Origin of the sequence: Bacillus marinisedimentorum, assembly GCF_001644195.2 — a bacterium.
Classification (GTDB): domain Bacteria; phylum Bacillota; class Bacilli; order Bacillales; family Bacillaceae_O; genus Bacillus_BL; species Bacillus_BL marinisedimentorum.
On record NZ_LWBL02000065.1, the window covers coordinates 13,326 to 29,922 of the forward strand.

Here is a 16,597-nt window from a genome sequence, read left to right on the forward strand (position 1 = left end):
TCAGCTGTTTACAGGTACTGAATCCTTATTCAGTGCCTGTATTTATGTCTTTCAGCTGTTTTACAGGTACTGAATACTCGTTCAGTGCCTGTATTTATATCTTTCAGCTGTTTATAGGCACTGAACCCTTGTTCAGTGCCTATATTTTCACCATTCAACTGAAGGCCCCCTGCTCGCCCTACCGCAAAGAAGACACCGTGAGTGCGACCAGAGGAATCCAGGGACAGATGCCCGCATGTTCCCATGGTGAATGCGAATGCTTGCAGCGAAAACCGCCCCAACCGCAATCACTCCGGCTCATCCAGAAGCGGATTTGATAACAGTCCCCTGTCCTTTTCGATGAAATCCGGACGTTCATGGGAATACCACTCGAACATATCGAGCACATCTTCTTCCCGCAAATCTTTTACGGTGAAATCTTTGCCGGCGAAGCTTGAAACCACCGCGGAACTGATGCTGGCCAGCCCTTGCCTCCTCTGGAACAGATGCTGGCTGACTTGCAATGACTGGACCCGCTTTTTCGGAAGTGCGACTGTTGTCCTTCCGAATTGGCGGTATCGTAAAAACAGGAATCCTGAATCGATATGCCAGCCCGCATCTTTCCAGCGCAAGTATCCGATAAACCCGGCGGCCGGAATGAGCAGGAGGCCGATCATTCCCCATGGATACAGCCAGACTGCGGCGGCAGCTGCCGGAATCACAGCCGGCACCGCAGCCCGGAAAAGATAGCGCCGCAAAGCCCGGGCAGGCGGTCCTGTGTAGATGGATGACAGCGAATACTCCGGCAGCATCTTCTCCAGGAATGCTTCAGTATCCCGCCTGCGCAAAATCGGGTAAAGAGTCGTTGAAAAGTCTTCTTCCTTACTGGAAGCGCCGCCAGCACTTTCGATAAAAAGCGTCGCAAAGCCGAACGGCTGCCTTAACACCGACTCCGACATTCTGACCGCCTGAATGCGGCGGACGGGAATCGTCACCTGCCTCTTTTCGATCAGCCCCCTGCTGATGATGATGTCATCCCCTTTGCGGGTCACAGTGAAGTTGCCGTAGCGGATAATCGTACCAGCGATGGAAAGGAGCCATGCAATCACCGCACCAACCAGCACCGCCCCGACAATGACGAGAACACCCAGTCCTACCACCCACTCAAACGCTTCGACAAACATGTCTTCCGGAATCAATTCATCAAATTGGGAAGCAAGCGCCGCCAGCGCCGATAAAATGACGCCTATCCCTCCCGACGTGGAAGCGGCGATCAATAAATCAGACGTTGTGAGCCGGTATGTGACTTCAGTTTGTTCCTCAGCGCTTTCTTCTTCACCTTCCGGCATGTCCAGCGGCTGGGGCTTGAGGGCGATCTTCAACTCTTCCGCTTCTTCCATTTTGACCGCAGTAAGGACCGCTTCAGCCTGAGCACCCCCGCCGGCCGTTTCGACCTGGACCTTCACGAGGCCGAACATCCGCTGTAAAATGCCGCGGCTGAAATCGATTGACTGAATCCGTTCCAGCGGGATATATCGTTTTTTCCGTACAAAGATGCCGTATTCGATCCTGAGCTCATTTCCTTCGACACGGTATGTATATCTCAGCCATGAAACAATGCCGGCTGCCAGCAGTATGACAAGAAGAGCCAGAAGCCCTAAATAATAATACTTTTGGAACGGGTCATTTCCGCCGGGCCCGACAAAAAGCAAGAACAAAACCGGTACGATCAATTCCTTAAGCATTTTCAGAAACGAAATCACGGCGGCAACAGGATGGAGGCGGCGCTGTTCAAACATCATCTTTCGCCACTCTCGCCAGTTCGGAAATCCTGTCCCTGAGGCCGTCCGCTTCCTCAAGCGCAAGGGCAGGAATTTCATGAACGGTCGCCGCCGTTGAAATGATGACGGTGGCAAGCCCGTATCTCCTTAAAAAAGGCCCCTGCTCCGTATCAACATGCTGGACACGGACCATCGGCACGAGCGTCCTCTTCACGATCCATACCCCTCGCTGCAGGTCAATTTCGTTTTCATGCACCTCATAGCGCCAGCGCCGCCACCGAATTTTCGGCAGCAAAAAAACAAACAAAAAACTCAACACAGCCAGTGCCGCTCCGGAAGCAGCAGCAATCCAACCCGGCAGCCCGAAGCGGACCGACAGGACAATATACCCTATGTAAAGCACCCAAATTATAATAAACGGAATGGCTGCGGTCATTGACCATACCTTCAAAGCCTTCCGCGATATTCGCTGTTGCGGCAACGGTCTCATTCTTTTTCCCCCATTGGTCTTTTCCTACATTGTACCAGTTTTTGCGGCCGGAAAAACATTATCGGATATACATGCTGTCCGCTCCTTTTATATAGAGGCCGTGCCTCCACCTGTTCCTTCCTGCCGGGACCCCCTCTTGCAATTATTTCAGTGTCTTTTTCAGGAGCGAGCTTAATGCGCCGGTCCGCATATGTCCGGCCGACTTTGCTATGTTATCTTGAAACTCGCTCCGTCAATCACTTCAGCATCCGGATGCTTTTTCACATCTTCCATGAGCCGGAACAGGGCATCATCCTTCTGCTTCGCTTCAATCATGCAGTCAATCTGTTTGACGCTTCCTTTCACCTTGTTCAGAAAATCAAAAAACATATCGGGATCGATGAAATCGGCATGTGCCCTGTAATCTTTTTCATTGCGCGGGCTGGATATATGCATTTTCACAGGCAAGTCCGATTGTTCCCACGTTTGTAATATCCGCTCCCAGTAGACGATGAAATCCTCTTCATCATAGTGGGCGAGATGATGGTGATAATCGAAAACAAGCGGGATGCCAAGCTTTTCGCATAAGTAAAGCGTATCGGCTGTGTGAAACGTCGTATCATCATTTTCGAGCATGATCATTTCCTGGATGTGATGCGGAACATATCCCCAATTATTCACAAACACTTCCAGTGCCTTTTCCTTATCTTTATAAGTACCGCCTACATGAAGCACACAGCGATGGCGGGCAGGAACGCCCATCCCTTTTAACAGGCCGTGATGCATGTTCAGCGTCTTGATCGTGTTATTGAGCACATCCACCTTTCTGGAAGTCAGCAGCACAAAATGATCCGGGTGGAAATCGACCCTTGCCGGATGCTCTGCAAGCCAGTTTTTAATTTCTGCAAGAGAACCCTGTATCGCTTTGAGATAATCCCAGTCCTCTACTTCAGGATGGTTGGCGAGCGGGACGAGGCGCGAGCTGAATCGGAAAAAGGATATATCATGGGCCGCGTTATGCTTCAGCAGCCGCAGGCTGTTTTCGATATTGGCGCGGGAAATCCTTTCAAGTTTCGCGATTGCCGCTTCACGGTCTTTGATTTTTTTAAACTGGGTAAATGTCATGGTGCGTGACGGCGATGCATTCTGCAAATTAACACTCATGGCGACATACCCAAGTCTTATGATTGTCATAATGAACACCTCTGATTGACATACTGTCCGGAAGCCTGAACCGGCTAAATGGACTCTGATTGTTAGTATGCCTTCAGCGTCTTATTTCATGACGGGAACGTCCTGCTATCATGACCCGGGGCCTGCCGGGTATGCCGCCGGCGGCATTTCCCTCCTCAAGGTGTGATGTACAGCGCGGGCAGCGTACAGCCTGCATGCTGATCGGGCTCTTGCAGTACGGGCACTCTTTGGCGGCAAGCGGCACAACCGGATCGGCCCGGAGCTTGTTGATTTGTTTAATGCTGATAAAAATGGCGAAAGTTACAATTAAAAAGTGCAGGACAGCACTTATAAATATCCCGTAATTAATCGTAGCGGCCCCCGCAGCCTTCGCTTCAGCAAGTGAATCGAAGGGCTTCCCCGACAAATTGATATACAGACTGGCAAAGTCGACCTTGCCGAGCAGAAGTCCGATCGGCGGCATCAGCATGTCGGTAATAAACGAATCGATTATTTTTCCAAAGGCGGTGCCGATCAGAACGCCGATACTCATATCAACCATGTTGCCTTTAAGCGTGAACTCTTTGAACTCATTCACCAATTTCAAAATGCGCGCCCCTTTTCCTTTTTGTTTTCAAGGTATGCTTGTCTGGCTGCTGTCATGCCGGTTTGTAAAGAGGCTTATTCTGGTGAGGCATGTGCAGGGCGGCGTGAAAACGGTGCCGGAAAGCTGGAGTTGGCGGGAAAAACGTGTAATTCCCGGGAGGCAAGGTCTCCCCCAGAGAGCGGTATATGGTGCGAAAAGGTGATTGTCTGGGGCAGGTTCGGCATCTGGGGCTGGCTGCTGGCGTTGTGCGTCAATTCGGCGGATATTAAATTGTCAGTTTCATCTTTTTACAGGACGTGCGGAAAGCAGCCACTCTGCTCTGGTTAGCGGCGGTGCCCGGGCGGCGTGAAAAGTCCGAGTTATGGCGTGAAATCGGCCCTCTGGCATGAAAAGTCCCAGTTGCGGCGTGAAAAAACTGGGATTTGCCGTGAAATGGAATGAATTCGGCGTGAAAACCGTGGGCTGCGGCGCGAAACCGAATCGATCGACTAGCACCGATTCTCGTTCGGCGTTAAAACTGCAGAATACCGCTTAAAAATCATCAAACTTTGGTGAGAAACCACCTCCATATGGCGTGAATCGCCAGGCACTTCATCCCCGAAAAGTCCGAACCCGCTGAAAACTTGACACTTTTAACTGTTTTCATCAATAATCCGCGCAGGCCAGCGGCAGCCACAGATCATTCGGCCCTCAACCCGCTTGCCTGCCGGCAGTCTTCATCCAAAACAGAAAAAACACCGCCTGGCTGCCCAGACGGCGTTATACTTGTCACTTATCGGTTATTGTTGTTCTTTTTAAAATTGCTGCGGCCTTTTTTGTATGAATTGCGCTGCTGGCCTCCGCCGCTGCGTCCGCGTGAGTTGCGGTCACGTCCGCGGTTGCCGCCGCCTTTTCCTTTGTATCCGCCGGAATTGCCGCGCGCTTTCTTCGTGCTGATCGGTTCAACGGAAGAAAGCTTGACAGGTGTTGTGTCCGGTTCTTTTGTTAAAAGCTTGAGCGCAGCAGACAGGACGGAAATGGAATCATATTCACCGAGAAGCTCTTCGGCAAGATGCTTGTAGTAGCTGGTGTTCCCGCTATCAATGGCTTCCTGGATCCGGTCAACTGTAATACGCTTTTGGCCTTCGAGTGCTTCATCCATAGAAGGCATTTTTTTCTTGTCGATTTTCCGCTTTGTTGTCTTTTCGATCAATTTCAGCTGCGGAATTTCGCGCGGAGTCACGAACGAGATGGCGAGACCGCTCTTGCCGGCACGTCCCGTACGTCCAACGCGGTGCACATAACTTTCCGGATCCTGCGGAATATCGAAATTATACACATGCGTTACACCTGTAATATCAAGTCCGCGGGCCGCAACGTCAGTGGCAACAAGGATTTCAATGTCTCCGCCCTTGAATTTGCGGAGCACTTGCAGCCTGCGGGATTGCGTCAGGTCTCCGTGAAGCCCTTCTGCGGAATAGCCGCGTGAGTTGAGCGCTTCGGCCACTTCATCGACACGGCGCTTCGTGCGCCCGAAAATGATGGCTAGATCCGGTGAATCAATATCAATCAAGCGTGTCAGCACATCGAACTTCTGCTTTTCCTGCACTTCAATATAGTGCTGTTCAATGTTCGGAACGGTGACTTCTTTGGATTTCACTTTTACTACTTCCGGGTTATTCATAAAGCGTTCGGCGATTTTTTGGATCGGACCAGGCATTGTTGCTGAGAACAAGAGGGTCTGGCGCTCTTCCGGAATCGACTTCAGGATGGACTCAATGTCTTCGATGAAGCCCATGTTCAGCATTTCGTCAGCTTCATCCAGGACGACTGTATGAATATTGTTCAGACGCAGTGTTCTGCGGTTGATATGGTCAAGCAGCCTTCCCGGTGTGCCGACGATGATTTCCGGGTTCTTTTTCAACGCGCGGATCTGGCGGTTGATGTCCTGTCCGCCGTATATCGGAAGCGTGCGGATGCCGGTATAGCGGCCGACCCTGTTCAGTTCTTCACCGACCTGGACAGCAAGTTCCCTTGTCGGTGCGATGACGATGCCCTGGATTTTGCCGGCCTTCACATCGATTTTTTCGATCATCGGAATGCCGAAAGCGGTCGTTTTTCCTGTACCGGTCTGGGCCTGTCCAATAACATCTCTGCCGTTCATTGCGAGGGGGATAGTCTGTCCCTGGATAGGAGTTGCTTCCTCAAATCCCATCTGGCTTACTGACTTTAAAATACCTTCGCTCAAATTTAATTCTTGAAAAGTTGTCAATCTTATCATTCTCCTTTTATCTATTTCGGATTTCCGTTGTTGCTGCCCCGGAATCTTGTTCCATAAAAATCTGTCTTCATAAGGCCGTTTCTATGTAAACATGGAAAAAGGCAGTTTCCGCCCAATGGGAAGATTGCCTTTATTACCCGACTCAACAGCATCGCAATCCTTTACCTTAAAAAGATCTGCACTGTTGCTATCCAGTTGCGAACCCTCTAAAATTAACATAATCGTACCACTTTCCCCTGAATTATTCAACGGACACACATTCGTGCCTGCCGGAGAATTGATTATAAGATGAAGAGGGATGCAAAATGAACAAACCAATTGTCAATCCTTTCATTGCACTTGCGATCGGTGCTGTATCCGTTTCCACCTCGGCCATTTTCGTCAAGCTGGCCACAGCACCGGCACCTGTTACCGCAGCATACCGGCTTTTTTTTACCGTTTTGCTCATGCTGCCGGTCATTTTGTTCAAGTACAGGAAAGAACTTAAGCTGATCAATCGGAGAGATTGGATCTTCACAAGTATTGCCGGGATGTTTCTGGCGCTTCATTTCATTCTGTGGTTTGAATCGCTTGAATATACATCAGTCGCCAGTTCAGTCGTGCTTGTCACCCTGCAGCCGCTGTTTGCATTTGCCGGCACATATTTTTTCTTTAAGGAAAAGCTTACGGCCGGAGCAGCGCTCAGCGTCATCCTCGCATTATCAGGAAGCTTCATGATCAGCTGGGGCGACTTCAGGATAAGCGGCGCGGCGCTGTTCGGCGACATTCTGGCACTGCTCGGAGCAGCTGCCGTCACCGGCTACTTTTTATCAGGGCAAAGCGTGCGGAAACGCCTGTCTCTAATGACATACACGTTTGTGGTATACAGCATCAGCACGGGCTTTTTGTTTACATACAGCCTAATGTTGGGACATTCATTACAAGCATACCCAAAAAACGACTGGCTCATGTTTCTATTGCTCGCCATTTTTCCGACGCTGCTCGGGCATACTTTATTTAACTGGGCATTGAAATGGCTGAGCACCTCTGTCATATCCATGAGCATTCTGTTTGAGCCGATCGGGGCTTCCATTCTGGCCTATTATATCCTGGGCGAAACGGTGTCGATGACGCAAGTCACCGGCGGATTCCTGATTCTTTTCGGTATATTCCTGTTTTTGTTCTTTCATAAACGCGCCGAGCGCATACATCGGACAAAAGCGCTTAAAGGTTTTAATAGGCGGGCAGATGTATAAATGATACAATGTAAAAAGGACTAATAAGGTAAGGTGGGTGGGATATAATGGCAATTAAATTGATCACTGACGGCAGCTGTGACTTGCCTCACGATATATTTGAAAAGTACGATATTGAAGTTGTTTCATTAACGGTTTCGTTCGGGGACCGCCATTTTAAGACCGGAACTGAAATCGACAGCCAGACGTTTTACAGGATGATGCGTGAGGAAGAGGATTTTCCGAGATCGGCAAGCCCGTCACCACAGGACTTCCTTGATGTGTTCAACAAGACTGCTCCGGAGGATGAGATTCTGGTGCTTGCCCTGTCAAACGCACTTAGCAGCACGTATGACAGCTCTATGATGGCCAGGCAAATGTTTTTGGACGAGCATGGCGGCCGCAGGGTGGAAGTTTTCAATACAAATTCCGCATCAGCAGGACTCGCTCTGCTCGTATACGAAACTGCGCTGGAAATTGAAGACGGGCTCGGAATGGATGCCATTGTCGCTTCCGTTGAAGAACGGATCGATGATACGAACACCGCTTTCGTGCTCGATACCCTTGAAAATGTCATTAAAGGCGGCCGGCTTGACCGGGTTCGCGGCGCCATTGCCAAAACACTCAACATCAAATTGCTGATGAGAGCTAATGAAGCGGGAGAACTTGATGTCACCGAAAAAGTGCGCGGCAATAAAAAGGCGATGCGCCGCTTCGTTGAACAGATCGGTGAATACGGCAAAAATTTCGAGAAAAAAGTACTTGCGCTCGCACACAGCAATTGTGAAGAAAAAGCCCGGGCTATTGTCGAAGAAATCCAGAAACAATATAACTTCAAAGAGGTCATCATCTCGGAAATCGGGCCGCTGATCGGCACATATGCCGGTGAAGGCGGATTGGTGATCGGATACCGTAAAAAATAAACTGCCTGGAAAAAACAGGAGCCCGTACCGGATGGCACGGGCTCTTTTATCTGTTTCCTCTATTTCCGAAGGCTTGTCAGTCTTTATCTTCACCTTCATCATCGGCACGCTTCATGCCGCTGTTCTGTTCGATTTCAAGGTCTCTCTCCAGAATATCATCCGGCACTTCTTCCTCCGGAAACAACTGGTTTGACGGCACGTCATCCCGCTCGTGTTTTCGACGCAGGTTCTTATTCCGTCCCTGTTCATCTTTTTCCGGCATATGCGCCACTCCTTTCTTTATTGCACTAGCTGCCTGCTATGGATTTCGTCTCTGTCAGAGGACGTATTATATAATTGGACGACAAGGCATGAGTCACAAAGATCCTCCTCAATCCCCGTACAGGTCAAGAGGAAATCCCCTTTTATTGTGCCGCTTGAATACTCCACATTTACGAAGTTCCGGGTGACACTGCAATACAACCTTGTCCGCTCATTCTGATACTCCATGCAGACCATCTCCCTGGATTCAACTTTATATATATTTACCCTTTCCTGTTCTTTAAAAAACTTCTTTACTGTTCCCATAAAAAATAAAACACCCCGACAAGCGCCGGGGTGTTGCGGTTCTATCAGAAAACGGACTGCCTGCACACCTATCGTGCATGCTTCATCTTTTTTTCCCGCTTCTATTTATTTTGTGTTTTAACGATTGGGTTCAGCTTCTTCAGGCGGATTTTCCGTTTCCCTGTACAGGGATTCCATGTACATGTAGACCACCTGCCTGACTTTATTGTCCACCTCAAGGACTTTTAGATGTTCCATACAGCGGTTAATGGTAGGATGGATTTTTTCCTTCTTGGGACTTTCGGTCATCTTTTTTCCCTCCAGGGGTCAGACTTTAACATAACTATTCGGGCATCCTCCCCCTTTATGGGTGCCTTGAAGAAAATTTTTCCACTGTTTCTTCTGTTTGCAGGACGGGTAATTATAACTAAAAAGCCTATTATACAGGAGATCCTGCTATGAAGAATATAGTGAGACAGACAATTTATTTCATTTTGATGACAGCAAGTTTATACATCATTTTTCTGACTTCTTTGCCTATAGTGCAGAAAATCATGGCTGCTGCCGTTTACATTGCAGTAATCGGCTCCGTTTCCTATGTTCTTATGCTTGAAAACCGTTCCCCTTATAAAACCCTGCTATGGCTTTATGTATTATTGTTTTTTCCACTCGGAGGCTATATCTTTTTCATTTATTCGGGCCAGCTTCAAGTAAAAGGACATTTGTTCAAGAACAAGCTTGCTTATTCTAAAGATGCGATCACACGGTATGTTTCATCCCGCTATTCGCTCAAATGGAAAGACTGGGGTGCCAGTGAACAGGGCCTCATGAGACTAATCGAAAAACGGGCCATTGCACCTGTAAGCTTTCATACCCGAACCGATATTATTAAAAACGGCGAGGAAAAGTTTGCCGTTTTATTTGAAGAGCTTGAAAAAGCCCGGAGATTCATCCATATGGAATATTACATTTTCCGGGATGATGAGGTTGGCAATGAATTGATGAACCTGCTTTTAAAAAAGGCGGCCGAAGGAGTTGAAATCAGGCTGATCTATGATGCAATCGGCAGTCTTACCTTATCCGGAAAATCAATCCGCAAACTTCAGGAAGGCGGAATAAAACTCCACTCCTTCCTGCCGATCAAACACGGCTTTTTCAATCAAAAACTGAATTTCCGAAACCACCGGAAAATAGTGGTGATAGACGGCCATACAGGTTTTGTCGGCGGGCTGAACGTCGGCGACGAATACCTCGGACGCAACCCGAAATTCGGCTTCTGGCGCGATACGCATGTGAAAATGCACGGGGAAGCTGTCCGTAACCTCCATGCCATTTTTCTCGTTGACTGGGCGTATGTTGACGGTGAAAACTTATTTAGCGAGGATTACCTAAGTGCCCCGGTCACCCGTGAGGATGGCGGAGTCCAGGTCGTCGCGAGCGGTCCGGACATGCCCCAGGGCACGATGGGGGACCTATACTACAGCCTTATTTCCGAGGCACAGGAATCGATTTGGATCGCCACCCCTTACTTTGTACCGAGCAAACCGATCCGCCAGGCGCTTCGCATGGCTGCAGCAAAAGGGGTGGAAGTCAAACTGCTTGTCCCCGAAAAAAATGACAGCTTACTGACTCAATATGCAACGCGCTCCTATTTCGGAGAACTGCTGTCTGAAGGTGTTGAAGTCCACCTTTACCAGCGCGGCTTCCTTCATCAAAAAGTGATCATTGCAGACGGAAAAATGGCTTCCATCGGAACAGCCAATATGGACTTGCGCAGCTTCAATTTGAACTTTGAAGTCAACCTCTTCCTTTACCATACATTAAGCGTCCATCAGCTTATCGCAAACTACAGGGAGGACATGAAAGACAGCCTCAATGTGAACCTTCAGCGCTTTCAAAAGCGCAGTCTGTGGATTAGATCGAAGGAGTCATTTGCAAGGCTGTTCTCACCCATTCTGTAACAAAAACAATATACCTGGCGGGAAATCGGCTGGAAAACCATCATCCTGCACGAGGAGGCGGCGCTGCCAGGGCGGCGATTGCTCCAAGTAGCGGCAGCAGCATGACGATCATGATGATTTCCGTATAGCTGCCAAACATATCATAGGCAATCCCGAATGGAAGGGGCCCGAACGCTGACCCGATGACCATCGTCGTACTTGCGATTCCTTTTATGCTGCCAAGGTGTTCACGGCCAAAATAATTCGGCCATACAATATTTAACGTGATCCGTTCAAAACCGTTGACCATCCCCCAGACGATTCCGTAAACGATGGCCAAAAATGGCGTATTTACCATCAGCAAAATGATCATTGAAATGACGTGGCCCGCAAACGACAGGGCCAGCAAATATCTGACCGCAATCCGTTCAACGAGAAAACCGGAGGCAAACGTGACCGGAAACCCGACAATCGCCATCAGGCTGAGGACAAAAGCTGCCATCGTCGGTTCAAGCCCGCTGTCTTTTAAAATGGAGATAAGATGGAACGTCAATCCGGTATTGACGAGGGCCGGTATACTGACACAAAATAAAATCAGCCAAAACGCCCGCGTCCTCATCGCTTCCTTCACCGTCCAGTTCACTTCAAATCCGGTTGAGATATCTCCTTTTTGCCGATTTTCAGCCTTCAGCTTCTTTGGCGGCAAGTTATCAGGGTACAATCCAATATCTTCCGGCTTGTTCCGGACAAGCCATAGCACGAGCGGAACAAATACAGCAATCAGCAGAACGCCCCACATGATCCACGTCGATCGCCAGCCCCAATATTCAATCAAATAGGCGTTCAGCGGCGGCAGCAGGGCGGAGCTCAAAAACCCGACGATAGCCATGAAACTAAGGGCCCGGCCCCTTTTTACAAGAAACCACTGCGGCACGAGCGTATTCGGAATCAGCGTCAGCGACCCCTGCCCGAATAGCCGGATCGCAAAAAAGCCGATGAACATCATGACGGGCCCTGTCAGCATGCTGTTCCAGAGAGCCGCCAGCCCGAGCATCAATCCGACAGATGCCATCATCGCCCGCTGTCCGAACCGGTCGACGAGCCGTCCCACGATAAACAATAACAGTCCGGCAAGCAATGTAGCTGCTGAATACACACTTGAAACAGCTGAACGGCTCATTTCAAACTCTTTTATATACGACTCGATAAAAACCGATACGGAATACGTCTGGCCCGGCCCGGAAAAAAACACGCCAACAGCGGCCAGGGCCACCACCGTCCATCCATAAAAAAACGGGGTTTTAATCGGCTGCGAATTCTGGTTCATCTTCACCCCCCTGTGTATGTATAAAAATTCGTCTCAAACTGGTTTTATTATAAAGCGGGTGCGCCCGTTCTTAAAATGGAAAGCATTCCAAATAGTTGATTTCACCTCAAACACCGCTCGACCGGTTTCCGAGCCTGCCGTGCAAAAAAGAATCCGCCAGTTCGATAATCTGTTCTTTATCGGTGCCGTGCAGGAGAATATGCTTCGAATCAGGCAAATAATAAACATATTTTTCTTCAGACGAAACCGATTCATATAAAAAAGACGCTGTCTTATGGGGAATCAGTCCGTCACTCTCCCCCTGGATGATCAAAACAGGGGCTGATATGTTTTCCAGCTCCTGACGCAGCTTCCGGACAAGCTTCTGAAATTCAATAGTGGCCCGGATAGGCGTTGCACCGGTTTTTTTCTTATATCGTTTAAACAGTTCGTTATCTTTCAAGCCTCCCTTTACCGCATCTTTTATCATCTCCAAGATGTCAGCCGCCATTTGCTTCAAGTTGATATAATGTGCTGACGCACTGAGCAGTACAAGCCGGTCAACCGGATACTTCGAAGCAAGGTAACCCGCTATCATACCCCCCATTGAAAACCCGACAACATACACAACGTCACACTCTTCATAAAGCTTCAAAAACGCCTTTTCAGCCGTGTCTATCCAGTCATTATGAACAACCCCGTCCCACTCTTCTTCTTCCCCGTGGCCCGGAAGAGTCGGAACATCCACTTTCCAATCCGTTGTTTTGCGGAAATGATCGGCCAGCGGCTCCACTTCATAAGGGGCCCCCGTAAATCCGTGAATAAGCAAACACCCAATCATACAACGCGCCTCCTTTCGTGGTAGAAGTTCAAGTGAAATTTATGTATAAATGCGCCTGAGGCCGATTTTCAAGATGTCTTTCCTGGAACCGGCCTTTATCTAAATCCGGCAATCCGTTTTATAACAGCCCAACAGCCAGAGCAACATCAATCCTTCCGCTCCCCCACATTATTATCCTGTACTCCGCGCAAATAAAAACGTTTACAACAAGCCTGACCTCTGCTATTGTTTTAAATAAATCAAACTGAATAGGACGGGGAGCCCGGTTGACCAGGCTGAGAGGATGCTTTTAACGCATCGACCCATGAACCTGATCTGGATAATGCCAGCGTAGGAACCAAAAAATGGACTTGTTTTCCGTTTTATTGCGGAACAATGACTATTATTCCATTTTATCACTATAACTATTGGTGAACCAAAGGCTGCCTGAATCAGGCAGCCTTTTTCTTTTGCCACTGGCTTCAAGGTGGCCGTTTTCTCCACGTGCAAAAGTGCGGCATCCGTTCTTGCTGCAAGTCGGTCGCATTCACGGCGTCTTCTATGCCGCAAGATGGACGGTGAGACTCATCACAGCTGCTCTTTCGGGGTTTCACCTGCTTTATGAGGCTGGGAACTCAGGCAGGGGCAGCGAGCAAAATTATTAAGGGGGATTTTACATGAGCAGTGTCAATCTGGGATTTCAAGTACTGCCGAAAGGAACAGAAAACAGCTACGAAGTTGTGGACAGAGCCATCGAGGTTGTCCGCCAATCAGGCGTGAAGTATGAAGTCGGTCCGATGGAAACGGTAATGGAGGGCGAGCTCGATCAATTGCTGGAAATCGTCAAAAGGGCGCAAGATGCATGTGTCGAGGCGGGGGCAAGTGACATAATGACCTGCATAAAAATCCATTATCGCCCGGACAGGGACGTTACGATTGATGAAAAAGTCCATAAATACCGCTCCTAACGCCGTGAACTTAAATACAAGCTGGGCGGGGCGGCTCCTGTCCTTGTCACTTCCGGGGCTGGTTCTTCTCGGTCTCCTCGTCATCTGGGAAGCAGGCACTGTCGTATCCGGCATTGAAAAATGGATTCTGCCCGCTCCGTCACTGATTGCCGAATCGCTATGGGAACAAAGGGCCTTGCTTACAGAGCATACGATGAGAACGCTGCTTGAGACCGCCCTCGGCCTGACGGCAGCTGTAATGCTCAGTGTTGTCATTGCCACGTTTCTTGATGTATCTGAATGGCTGAGGAAAGCTGTCTATCCGATTCTCGTCGTCTCGCAAACCGTTCCGATCATTGCGATAGCACCGCTGTTCATGATCTGGTTCGGTTATGGGATTTTGCCGAAAGTCATTATTGTCGCCCTTGTTTGCTTTTTTCCGATTACGATCAATCTTGCGGAAGGCTACCGGTATACCGACAAAGATATGATCCGTCTTATGGAAACGATGGGTGCGGGCAGGATGCAGATTTTTCGGATGGTCAAACTGCCTGCCGCCCTTCCCTATTTCTTTTCAGGCCTCCGCATTGCCGGCACCTACAGCGTCATGGGTGCGGTGATCGGGGAATGGCTCGGCGCGAACAAAGGACTCGGTATTTATTTGACCCGTGCATCTCAATCTTATTTAACCGAGCGGGTTTTTGCCGCCATCTTTGTCATTGTCGTCTTAAGCCTTGTCATTTTTGGGATCATCGAACTTCTTGGCAGGCTGATGATGCCCTGGCACCAATCAAAACAACAATCATAAGGAGGAACTGATATGCTGCAATTCACAAAATCGTTTCTTATCGCAATACTCTTCACCTTTCCTTTTATTTTAGGGGCCTGTGGAAATGAAGAAGCAGCCGATTCAGAAGCAGAAACTGACACGGAAAACGAGCAGGACCAGGAGGTCACCGTCATGCTTGACTGGTTCCCGAACACAAATCACACCGGCCTCTATGCCGCTCTTGAAAACGGTTATTATGAGGAACAGGGACTTGATGTCGAAATCGTCCAGCCCGGCGAAGGCGGTTCAGCCGGCCAGATTGTCGCTTCCGGCAAAGCCGATTTCGGAGTGAGCTACCAGGAGGGCGTCACCCAGGCACGTTCTGCCGGCATCCCGCTTGTCTCCATCGCCGCGGTTATCCAACATAACACGTCCGCTTTTGCTTCATTAAAAGAAGAAAGCATCACCACACCGAAGGATTTTGAAGGAAAACGGTACGGCGGCTGGGGTGCGCCTATGGAAGAGGCCGTATTGAAAGCAGTCATGAAAGCGGATGATGCCGACTTTTCAAAAGTGGACATGGTTACGCTCGGAGCGACCGATTTTTTCAAATCGATTGGCCGGGATGCCGATTTCGAGTGGATTTATTACGGATGGGACGGAGTGGAAGCTGAACGCCAGGGCATTGAATTGAATACCATCATGCTGAACGACCTTGACCAGGCTCTGGATTATTACACACCTGTTCTCGTCACGAACGAAGATCATATTGAAAACAATCCGGAGCTCGTTGAAAAATTCATGGACGCGACTTCCAAAGGATACGAGTATGCGATCGACAACCCTGAAAAAGCAGCTGATATCCTTATCAAGCACGCACCTGAATTGAATGAAGAACTCGTCAAAAAAAGCCAGCAATGGCTGAGTCCCCGTTACCAGGATGATGCAGAGCAATGGGGAGTGCAAGAAGATGATGTGTGGAAGCGGTTCGCAGACTGGATGCATGAGCGTGAACTGATTGAAGAAAACATCGACCCTGAAGCAGCATTCACAAATGAATTCCTTCCTGGAAACGGCAAGTAAAATGAGAACAGCACTTGAAGTTCTCGGTGTCACAAAAGTTTTTCAGGAAAAAGGGAACCAGCCTGTTGAGGCACTTAAGGATGTCAACATTTCAGTTCATGAAGGCGAGTTTGTTTCAATCATCGGTCCAAGCGGCTGCGGGAAAAGCACCCTTCTGGATATAATATCCGGGGTCACATTGCCGCAGGCCGGCGAGGTTTATTATCAAGCAAACCCGATCACCGGCAAAAAAGGGGTCGCGAGCTATATGCCGCAGAAGGACTTGCTATTCCCCTGGCGCACCATCATCGATAATGCTGCTGTCCCGCTTGAAATAGCAGGGTTGAGCCGCAAGCAGGCACGCAGTGAAGCACGTAAACTCCTGCCCCGTTTCGGCCTGGAGCAGTTCGCAGACAGTTATCCGCAAGCCCTGTCCGGCGGCATGAGACAGCGTGCAAATTTCTTGCGGACAATCCTGTCCCGCAAGGAACTCATGCTCCTTGATGAACCATTCGGCAAGCTGGATGCCCTGACAAGGCTTGAGGTGCAGGAATGGCTTCTGGAAATATGGCGTGACTTCCAGTACTCCGTCCTGCTCGTCACCCATGACATTGATGAAGCCATATTCCTGTCTGATAAAGTATACGTCATGTCACCGAGGCCGGGCAGGATTACGCACGAAGTGAAAGTCCCCCTGCCGCGGCCGCGCTCGTTCGAGATGATGACCAGTGCAGATGCCGTGAAAACGAAAGAAGAATTGCTCGGAATGCTGAAAAAATCAAACGGTTCGCCTGCCTGATT

General features: G+C 49.3%; 17 protein-coding genes and 1 riboswitch. Of the genes, 7 read left to right on the forward strand and 10 right to left on the reverse strand.

Features of this window, described 5'->3' with window-relative positions; genetic code table 11:
• Positions 1-287: 287 nt before the first annotated feature.
• The 5 genes from A4U59_RS18290 to cshA all read right to left on the reverse strand — a co-directional run bounded on the left by A4U59_RS18290 (position 288) and on the right by cshA (position 6,260).
• Complete coding sequence (locus A4U59_RS18290; RefSeq protein WP_070121649.1) at positions 288-1,781, reverse strand: PH domain-containing protein; 1,494 nt, start codon at positions 1,779-1,781, stop codon at positions 288-290.
• Positions 1,771-2,250: a PH domain-containing protein gene (locus A4U59_RS18295; protein ID WP_070121650.1), complete on the reverse strand. Its 480-nt coding sequence runs from the start codon at positions 2,248-2,250 to the stop codon at positions 1,771-1,773. Before A4U59_RS18295 ends, A4U59_RS18290 begins: the two co-directional genes overlap by 11 nt.
• A gap of 207 nt (positions 2,251-2,457) precedes the next feature.
• The gene (gene uvsE, locus A4U59_RS18300; RefSeq protein WP_070121651.1) at positions 2,458-3,423 is read right to left on the reverse strand and encodes a UV DNA damage repair endonuclease UvsE; all 966 of its coding nucleotides are present in this window, start codon (positions 3,421-3,423) and stop codon (positions 2,458-2,460) included.
• Positions 3,424-3,496: 73 nt separating this feature from the next.
• Positions 3,497-4,003 (reverse strand): large conductance mechanosensitive channel protein MscL, encoded by a 507-nt coding sequence (mscL, locus tag A4U59_RS18305; RefSeq protein WP_106406377.1) that lies wholly within the window; start codon positions 4,001-4,003, stop codon positions 3,497-3,499.
• Between the two features lie 778 nt (positions 4,004-4,781).
• Positions 4,782-6,260 (reverse strand): degradosome RNA helicase CshA, encoded by a 1,479-nt coding sequence (gene cshA / locus A4U59_RS18310; RefSeq protein ID WP_070121653.1) that lies wholly within the window; start codon positions 6,258-6,260, stop codon positions 4,782-4,784.
• Positions 6,261-6,574: 314 nt separating this feature from the next.
• Here cshA and A4U59_RS18315 point away from each other — a divergent pair, with 314 nt between their 5' ends.
• Together A4U59_RS18315 and A4U59_RS18320 are read left to right on the forward strand one after the other, a co-directional pair.
• The gene (locus A4U59_RS18315) at positions 6,575-7,504 is read left to right on the forward strand and encodes a DMT family transporter (RefSeq protein WP_070121654.1); all 930 of its coding nucleotides are present in this window, start codon (positions 6,575-6,577) and stop codon (positions 7,502-7,504) included.
• 47 nt (positions 7,505-7,551) lie between these two features.
• The gene (locus A4U59_RS18320) at positions 7,552-8,406 is read left to right on the forward strand and encodes a DegV family protein (protein WP_070121655.1); all 855 of its coding nucleotides are present in this window, start codon (positions 7,552-7,554) and stop codon (positions 8,404-8,406) included.
• A 76-nt stretch (positions 8,407-8,482) separates the two neighbouring features.
• Here A4U59_RS18320 and A4U59_RS18325 read toward each other — a convergent pair whose 3' ends face one another.
• From A4U59_RS18325 to A4U59_RS21485, 3 genes are all read right to left on the reverse strand, one after another.
• Positions 8,483-8,668: a hypothetical protein gene (locus A4U59_RS18325; RefSeq protein ID WP_070121656.1), complete on the reverse strand. Its 186-nt coding sequence runs from the start codon at positions 8,666-8,668 to the stop codon at positions 8,483-8,485.
• 17 nt (positions 8,669-8,685) lie between these two features.
• Positions 8,686-8,895 carry a hypothetical protein gene (locus tag A4U59_RS18330; RefSeq protein ID WP_157888224.1) on the reverse strand — a complete coding sequence of 70 codons (210 nt, stop codon included), beginning with the start codon at positions 8,893-8,895 and terminating at the stop codon, positions 8,686-8,688.
• Between the two features lie 195 nt (positions 8,896-9,090).
• Entirely contained in the window at positions 9,091-9,261 is a 171-nt protein-coding gene (locus A4U59_RS21485) for a hypothetical protein (protein ID WP_157888225.1), read from the reverse strand.
• Positions 9,262-9,410: 149 nt separating this feature from the next.
• On the opposite strand from A4U59_RS21485, the gene cls reads away from it, so the two are divergent.
• A complete protein-coding gene (gene cls / locus A4U59_RS18335) occupies positions 9,411-10,913 on the forward strand; it encodes a cardiolipin synthase (RefSeq protein WP_070121658.1) in 1,503 nt (500 codons plus the stop codon).
• Positions 10,914-10,953: 40 nt separating this feature from the next.
• On the opposite strand, the gene A4U59_RS18340 is transcribed toward cls, so the two are convergent.
• The gene (locus tag A4U59_RS18340) at positions 10,954-12,219 is read right to left on the reverse strand and encodes an MFS transporter (RefSeq protein WP_070121659.1); all 1,266 of its coding nucleotides are present in this window, start codon (positions 12,217-12,219) and stop codon (positions 10,954-10,956) included.
• Positions 12,220-12,325: 106 nt separating this feature from the next.
• Positions 12,326-13,039 (reverse strand): alpha/beta hydrolase, encoded by a 714-nt coding sequence (locus tag A4U59_RS18345; RefSeq protein ID WP_070121660.1) that lies wholly within the window; start codon positions 13,037-13,039, stop codon positions 12,326-12,328.
• Between the two features lie 244 nt (positions 13,040-13,283).
• Positions 13,284-13,393, forward strand: a riboswitch (TPP riboswitch).
• 302 nt (positions 13,394-13,695) lie between these two features.
• Between A4U59_RS18345 and A4U59_RS18350 the strand changes: the two genes are divergently transcribed.
• From A4U59_RS18350 to A4U59_RS18365, 4 genes are read left to right on the forward strand one after another with little or no spacing between them, the layout of a single operon-like run.
• Complete coding sequence (locus A4U59_RS18350; RefSeq protein WP_070121661.1) at positions 13,696-13,986, forward strand: MTH1187 family thiamine-binding protein; 291 nt, start codon at positions 13,696-13,698, stop codon at positions 13,984-13,986.
• Between the two features lie 4 nt (positions 13,987-13,990).
• Entirely contained in the window at positions 13,991-14,773 is a 783-nt protein-coding gene (locus A4U59_RS18355) for an ABC transporter permease (RefSeq protein ID WP_245680590.1), read from the forward strand.
• A 12-nt stretch (positions 14,774-14,785) separates the two neighbouring features.
• Positions 14,786-15,817 carry an ABC transporter substrate-binding protein gene (locus A4U59_RS18360; RefSeq protein WP_083270935.1) on the forward strand — a complete coding sequence of 344 codons (1,032 nt, stop codon included), beginning with the start codon at positions 14,786-14,788 and terminating at the stop codon, positions 15,815-15,817.
• A complete protein-coding gene (locus tag A4U59_RS18365) occupies positions 15,789-16,595 on the forward strand; it encodes an ABC transporter ATP-binding protein (RefSeq protein WP_245680591.1) in 807 nt (268 codons plus the stop codon). The genes A4U59_RS18360 and A4U59_RS18365 overlap by 29 nt, the downstream gene beginning before the upstream one ends.
• Positions 16,596-16,597: the final 2 nt, after the last annotated feature.

What these genes read in the sequence shown, in the direction of transcription:
- A4U59_RS18360 (WP_083270935.1), top strand. Translation starts at nt 14,786, where the DNA reads ATGCTGCAATTCACAAAATCGTTTCTTATCGCAATACTCTTCACCTTT.
- A4U59_RS18325 (WP_070121656.1), bottom strand. Translation starts at nt 8,668, where the DNA reads ATGCCGGAAAAAGATGAACAGGGACGGAATAAGAACCTGCGTCGAAAA.
- A4U59_RS18365 (WP_245680591.1), top strand. Translation starts at nt 15,789, where the DNA reads ATGAATTCCTTCCTGGAAACGGCAAGTAAAATGAGAACAGCACTTGAA.
- cls (WP_070121658.1), top strand. Translation starts at nt 9,411, where the DNA reads ATGAAGAATATAGTGAGACAGACAATTTATTTCATTTTGATGACAGCA.
- A4U59_RS18345 (WP_070121660.1), bottom strand. Translation starts at nt 13,039, where the DNA reads ATGATTGGGTGTTTGCTTATTCACGGATTTACGGGGGCCCCTTATGAA.
- A4U59_RS18330 (WP_157888224.1), bottom strand. Translation starts at nt 8,895, where the DNA reads ATGGAGTATCAGAATGAGCGGACAAGGTTGTATTGCAGTGTCACCCGG.
- A4U59_RS18315 (WP_070121654.1), top strand. Translation starts at nt 6,575, where the DNA reads ATGAACAAACCAATTGTCAATCCTTTCATTGCACTTGCGATCGGTGCT.
- uvsE (WP_070121651.1), bottom strand. Translation starts at nt 3,423, where the DNA reads ATGACAATCATAAGACTTGGGTATGTCGCCATGAGTGTTAATTTGCAG.
- A4U59_RS18290 (WP_070121649.1), bottom strand. Translation starts at nt 1,781, where the DNA reads ATGATGTTTGAACAGCGCCGCCTCCATCCTGTTGCCGCCGTGATTTCG.
- A4U59_RS18340 (WP_070121659.1), bottom strand. Translation starts at nt 12,219, where the DNA reads ATGAACCAGAATTCGCAGCCGATTAAAACCCCGTTTTTTTATGGATGG.
- A4U59_RS18320 (WP_070121655.1), top strand. Translation starts at nt 7,552, where the DNA reads ATGGCAATTAAATTGATCACTGACGGCAGCTGTGACTTGCCTCACGAT.
- A4U59_RS18350 (WP_070121661.1), top strand. Translation starts at nt 13,696, where the DNA reads ATGAGCAGTGTCAATCTGGGATTTCAAGTACTGCCGAAAGGAACAGAA.
- A4U59_RS21485 (WP_157888225.1), bottom strand. Translation starts at nt 9,261, where the DNA reads ATGACCGAAAGTCCCAAGAAGGAAAAAATCCATCCTACCATTAACCGC.
- A4U59_RS18295 (WP_070121650.1), bottom strand. Translation starts at nt 2,250, where the DNA reads ATGAGACCGTTGCCGCAACAGCGAATATCGCGGAAGGCTTTGAAGGTA.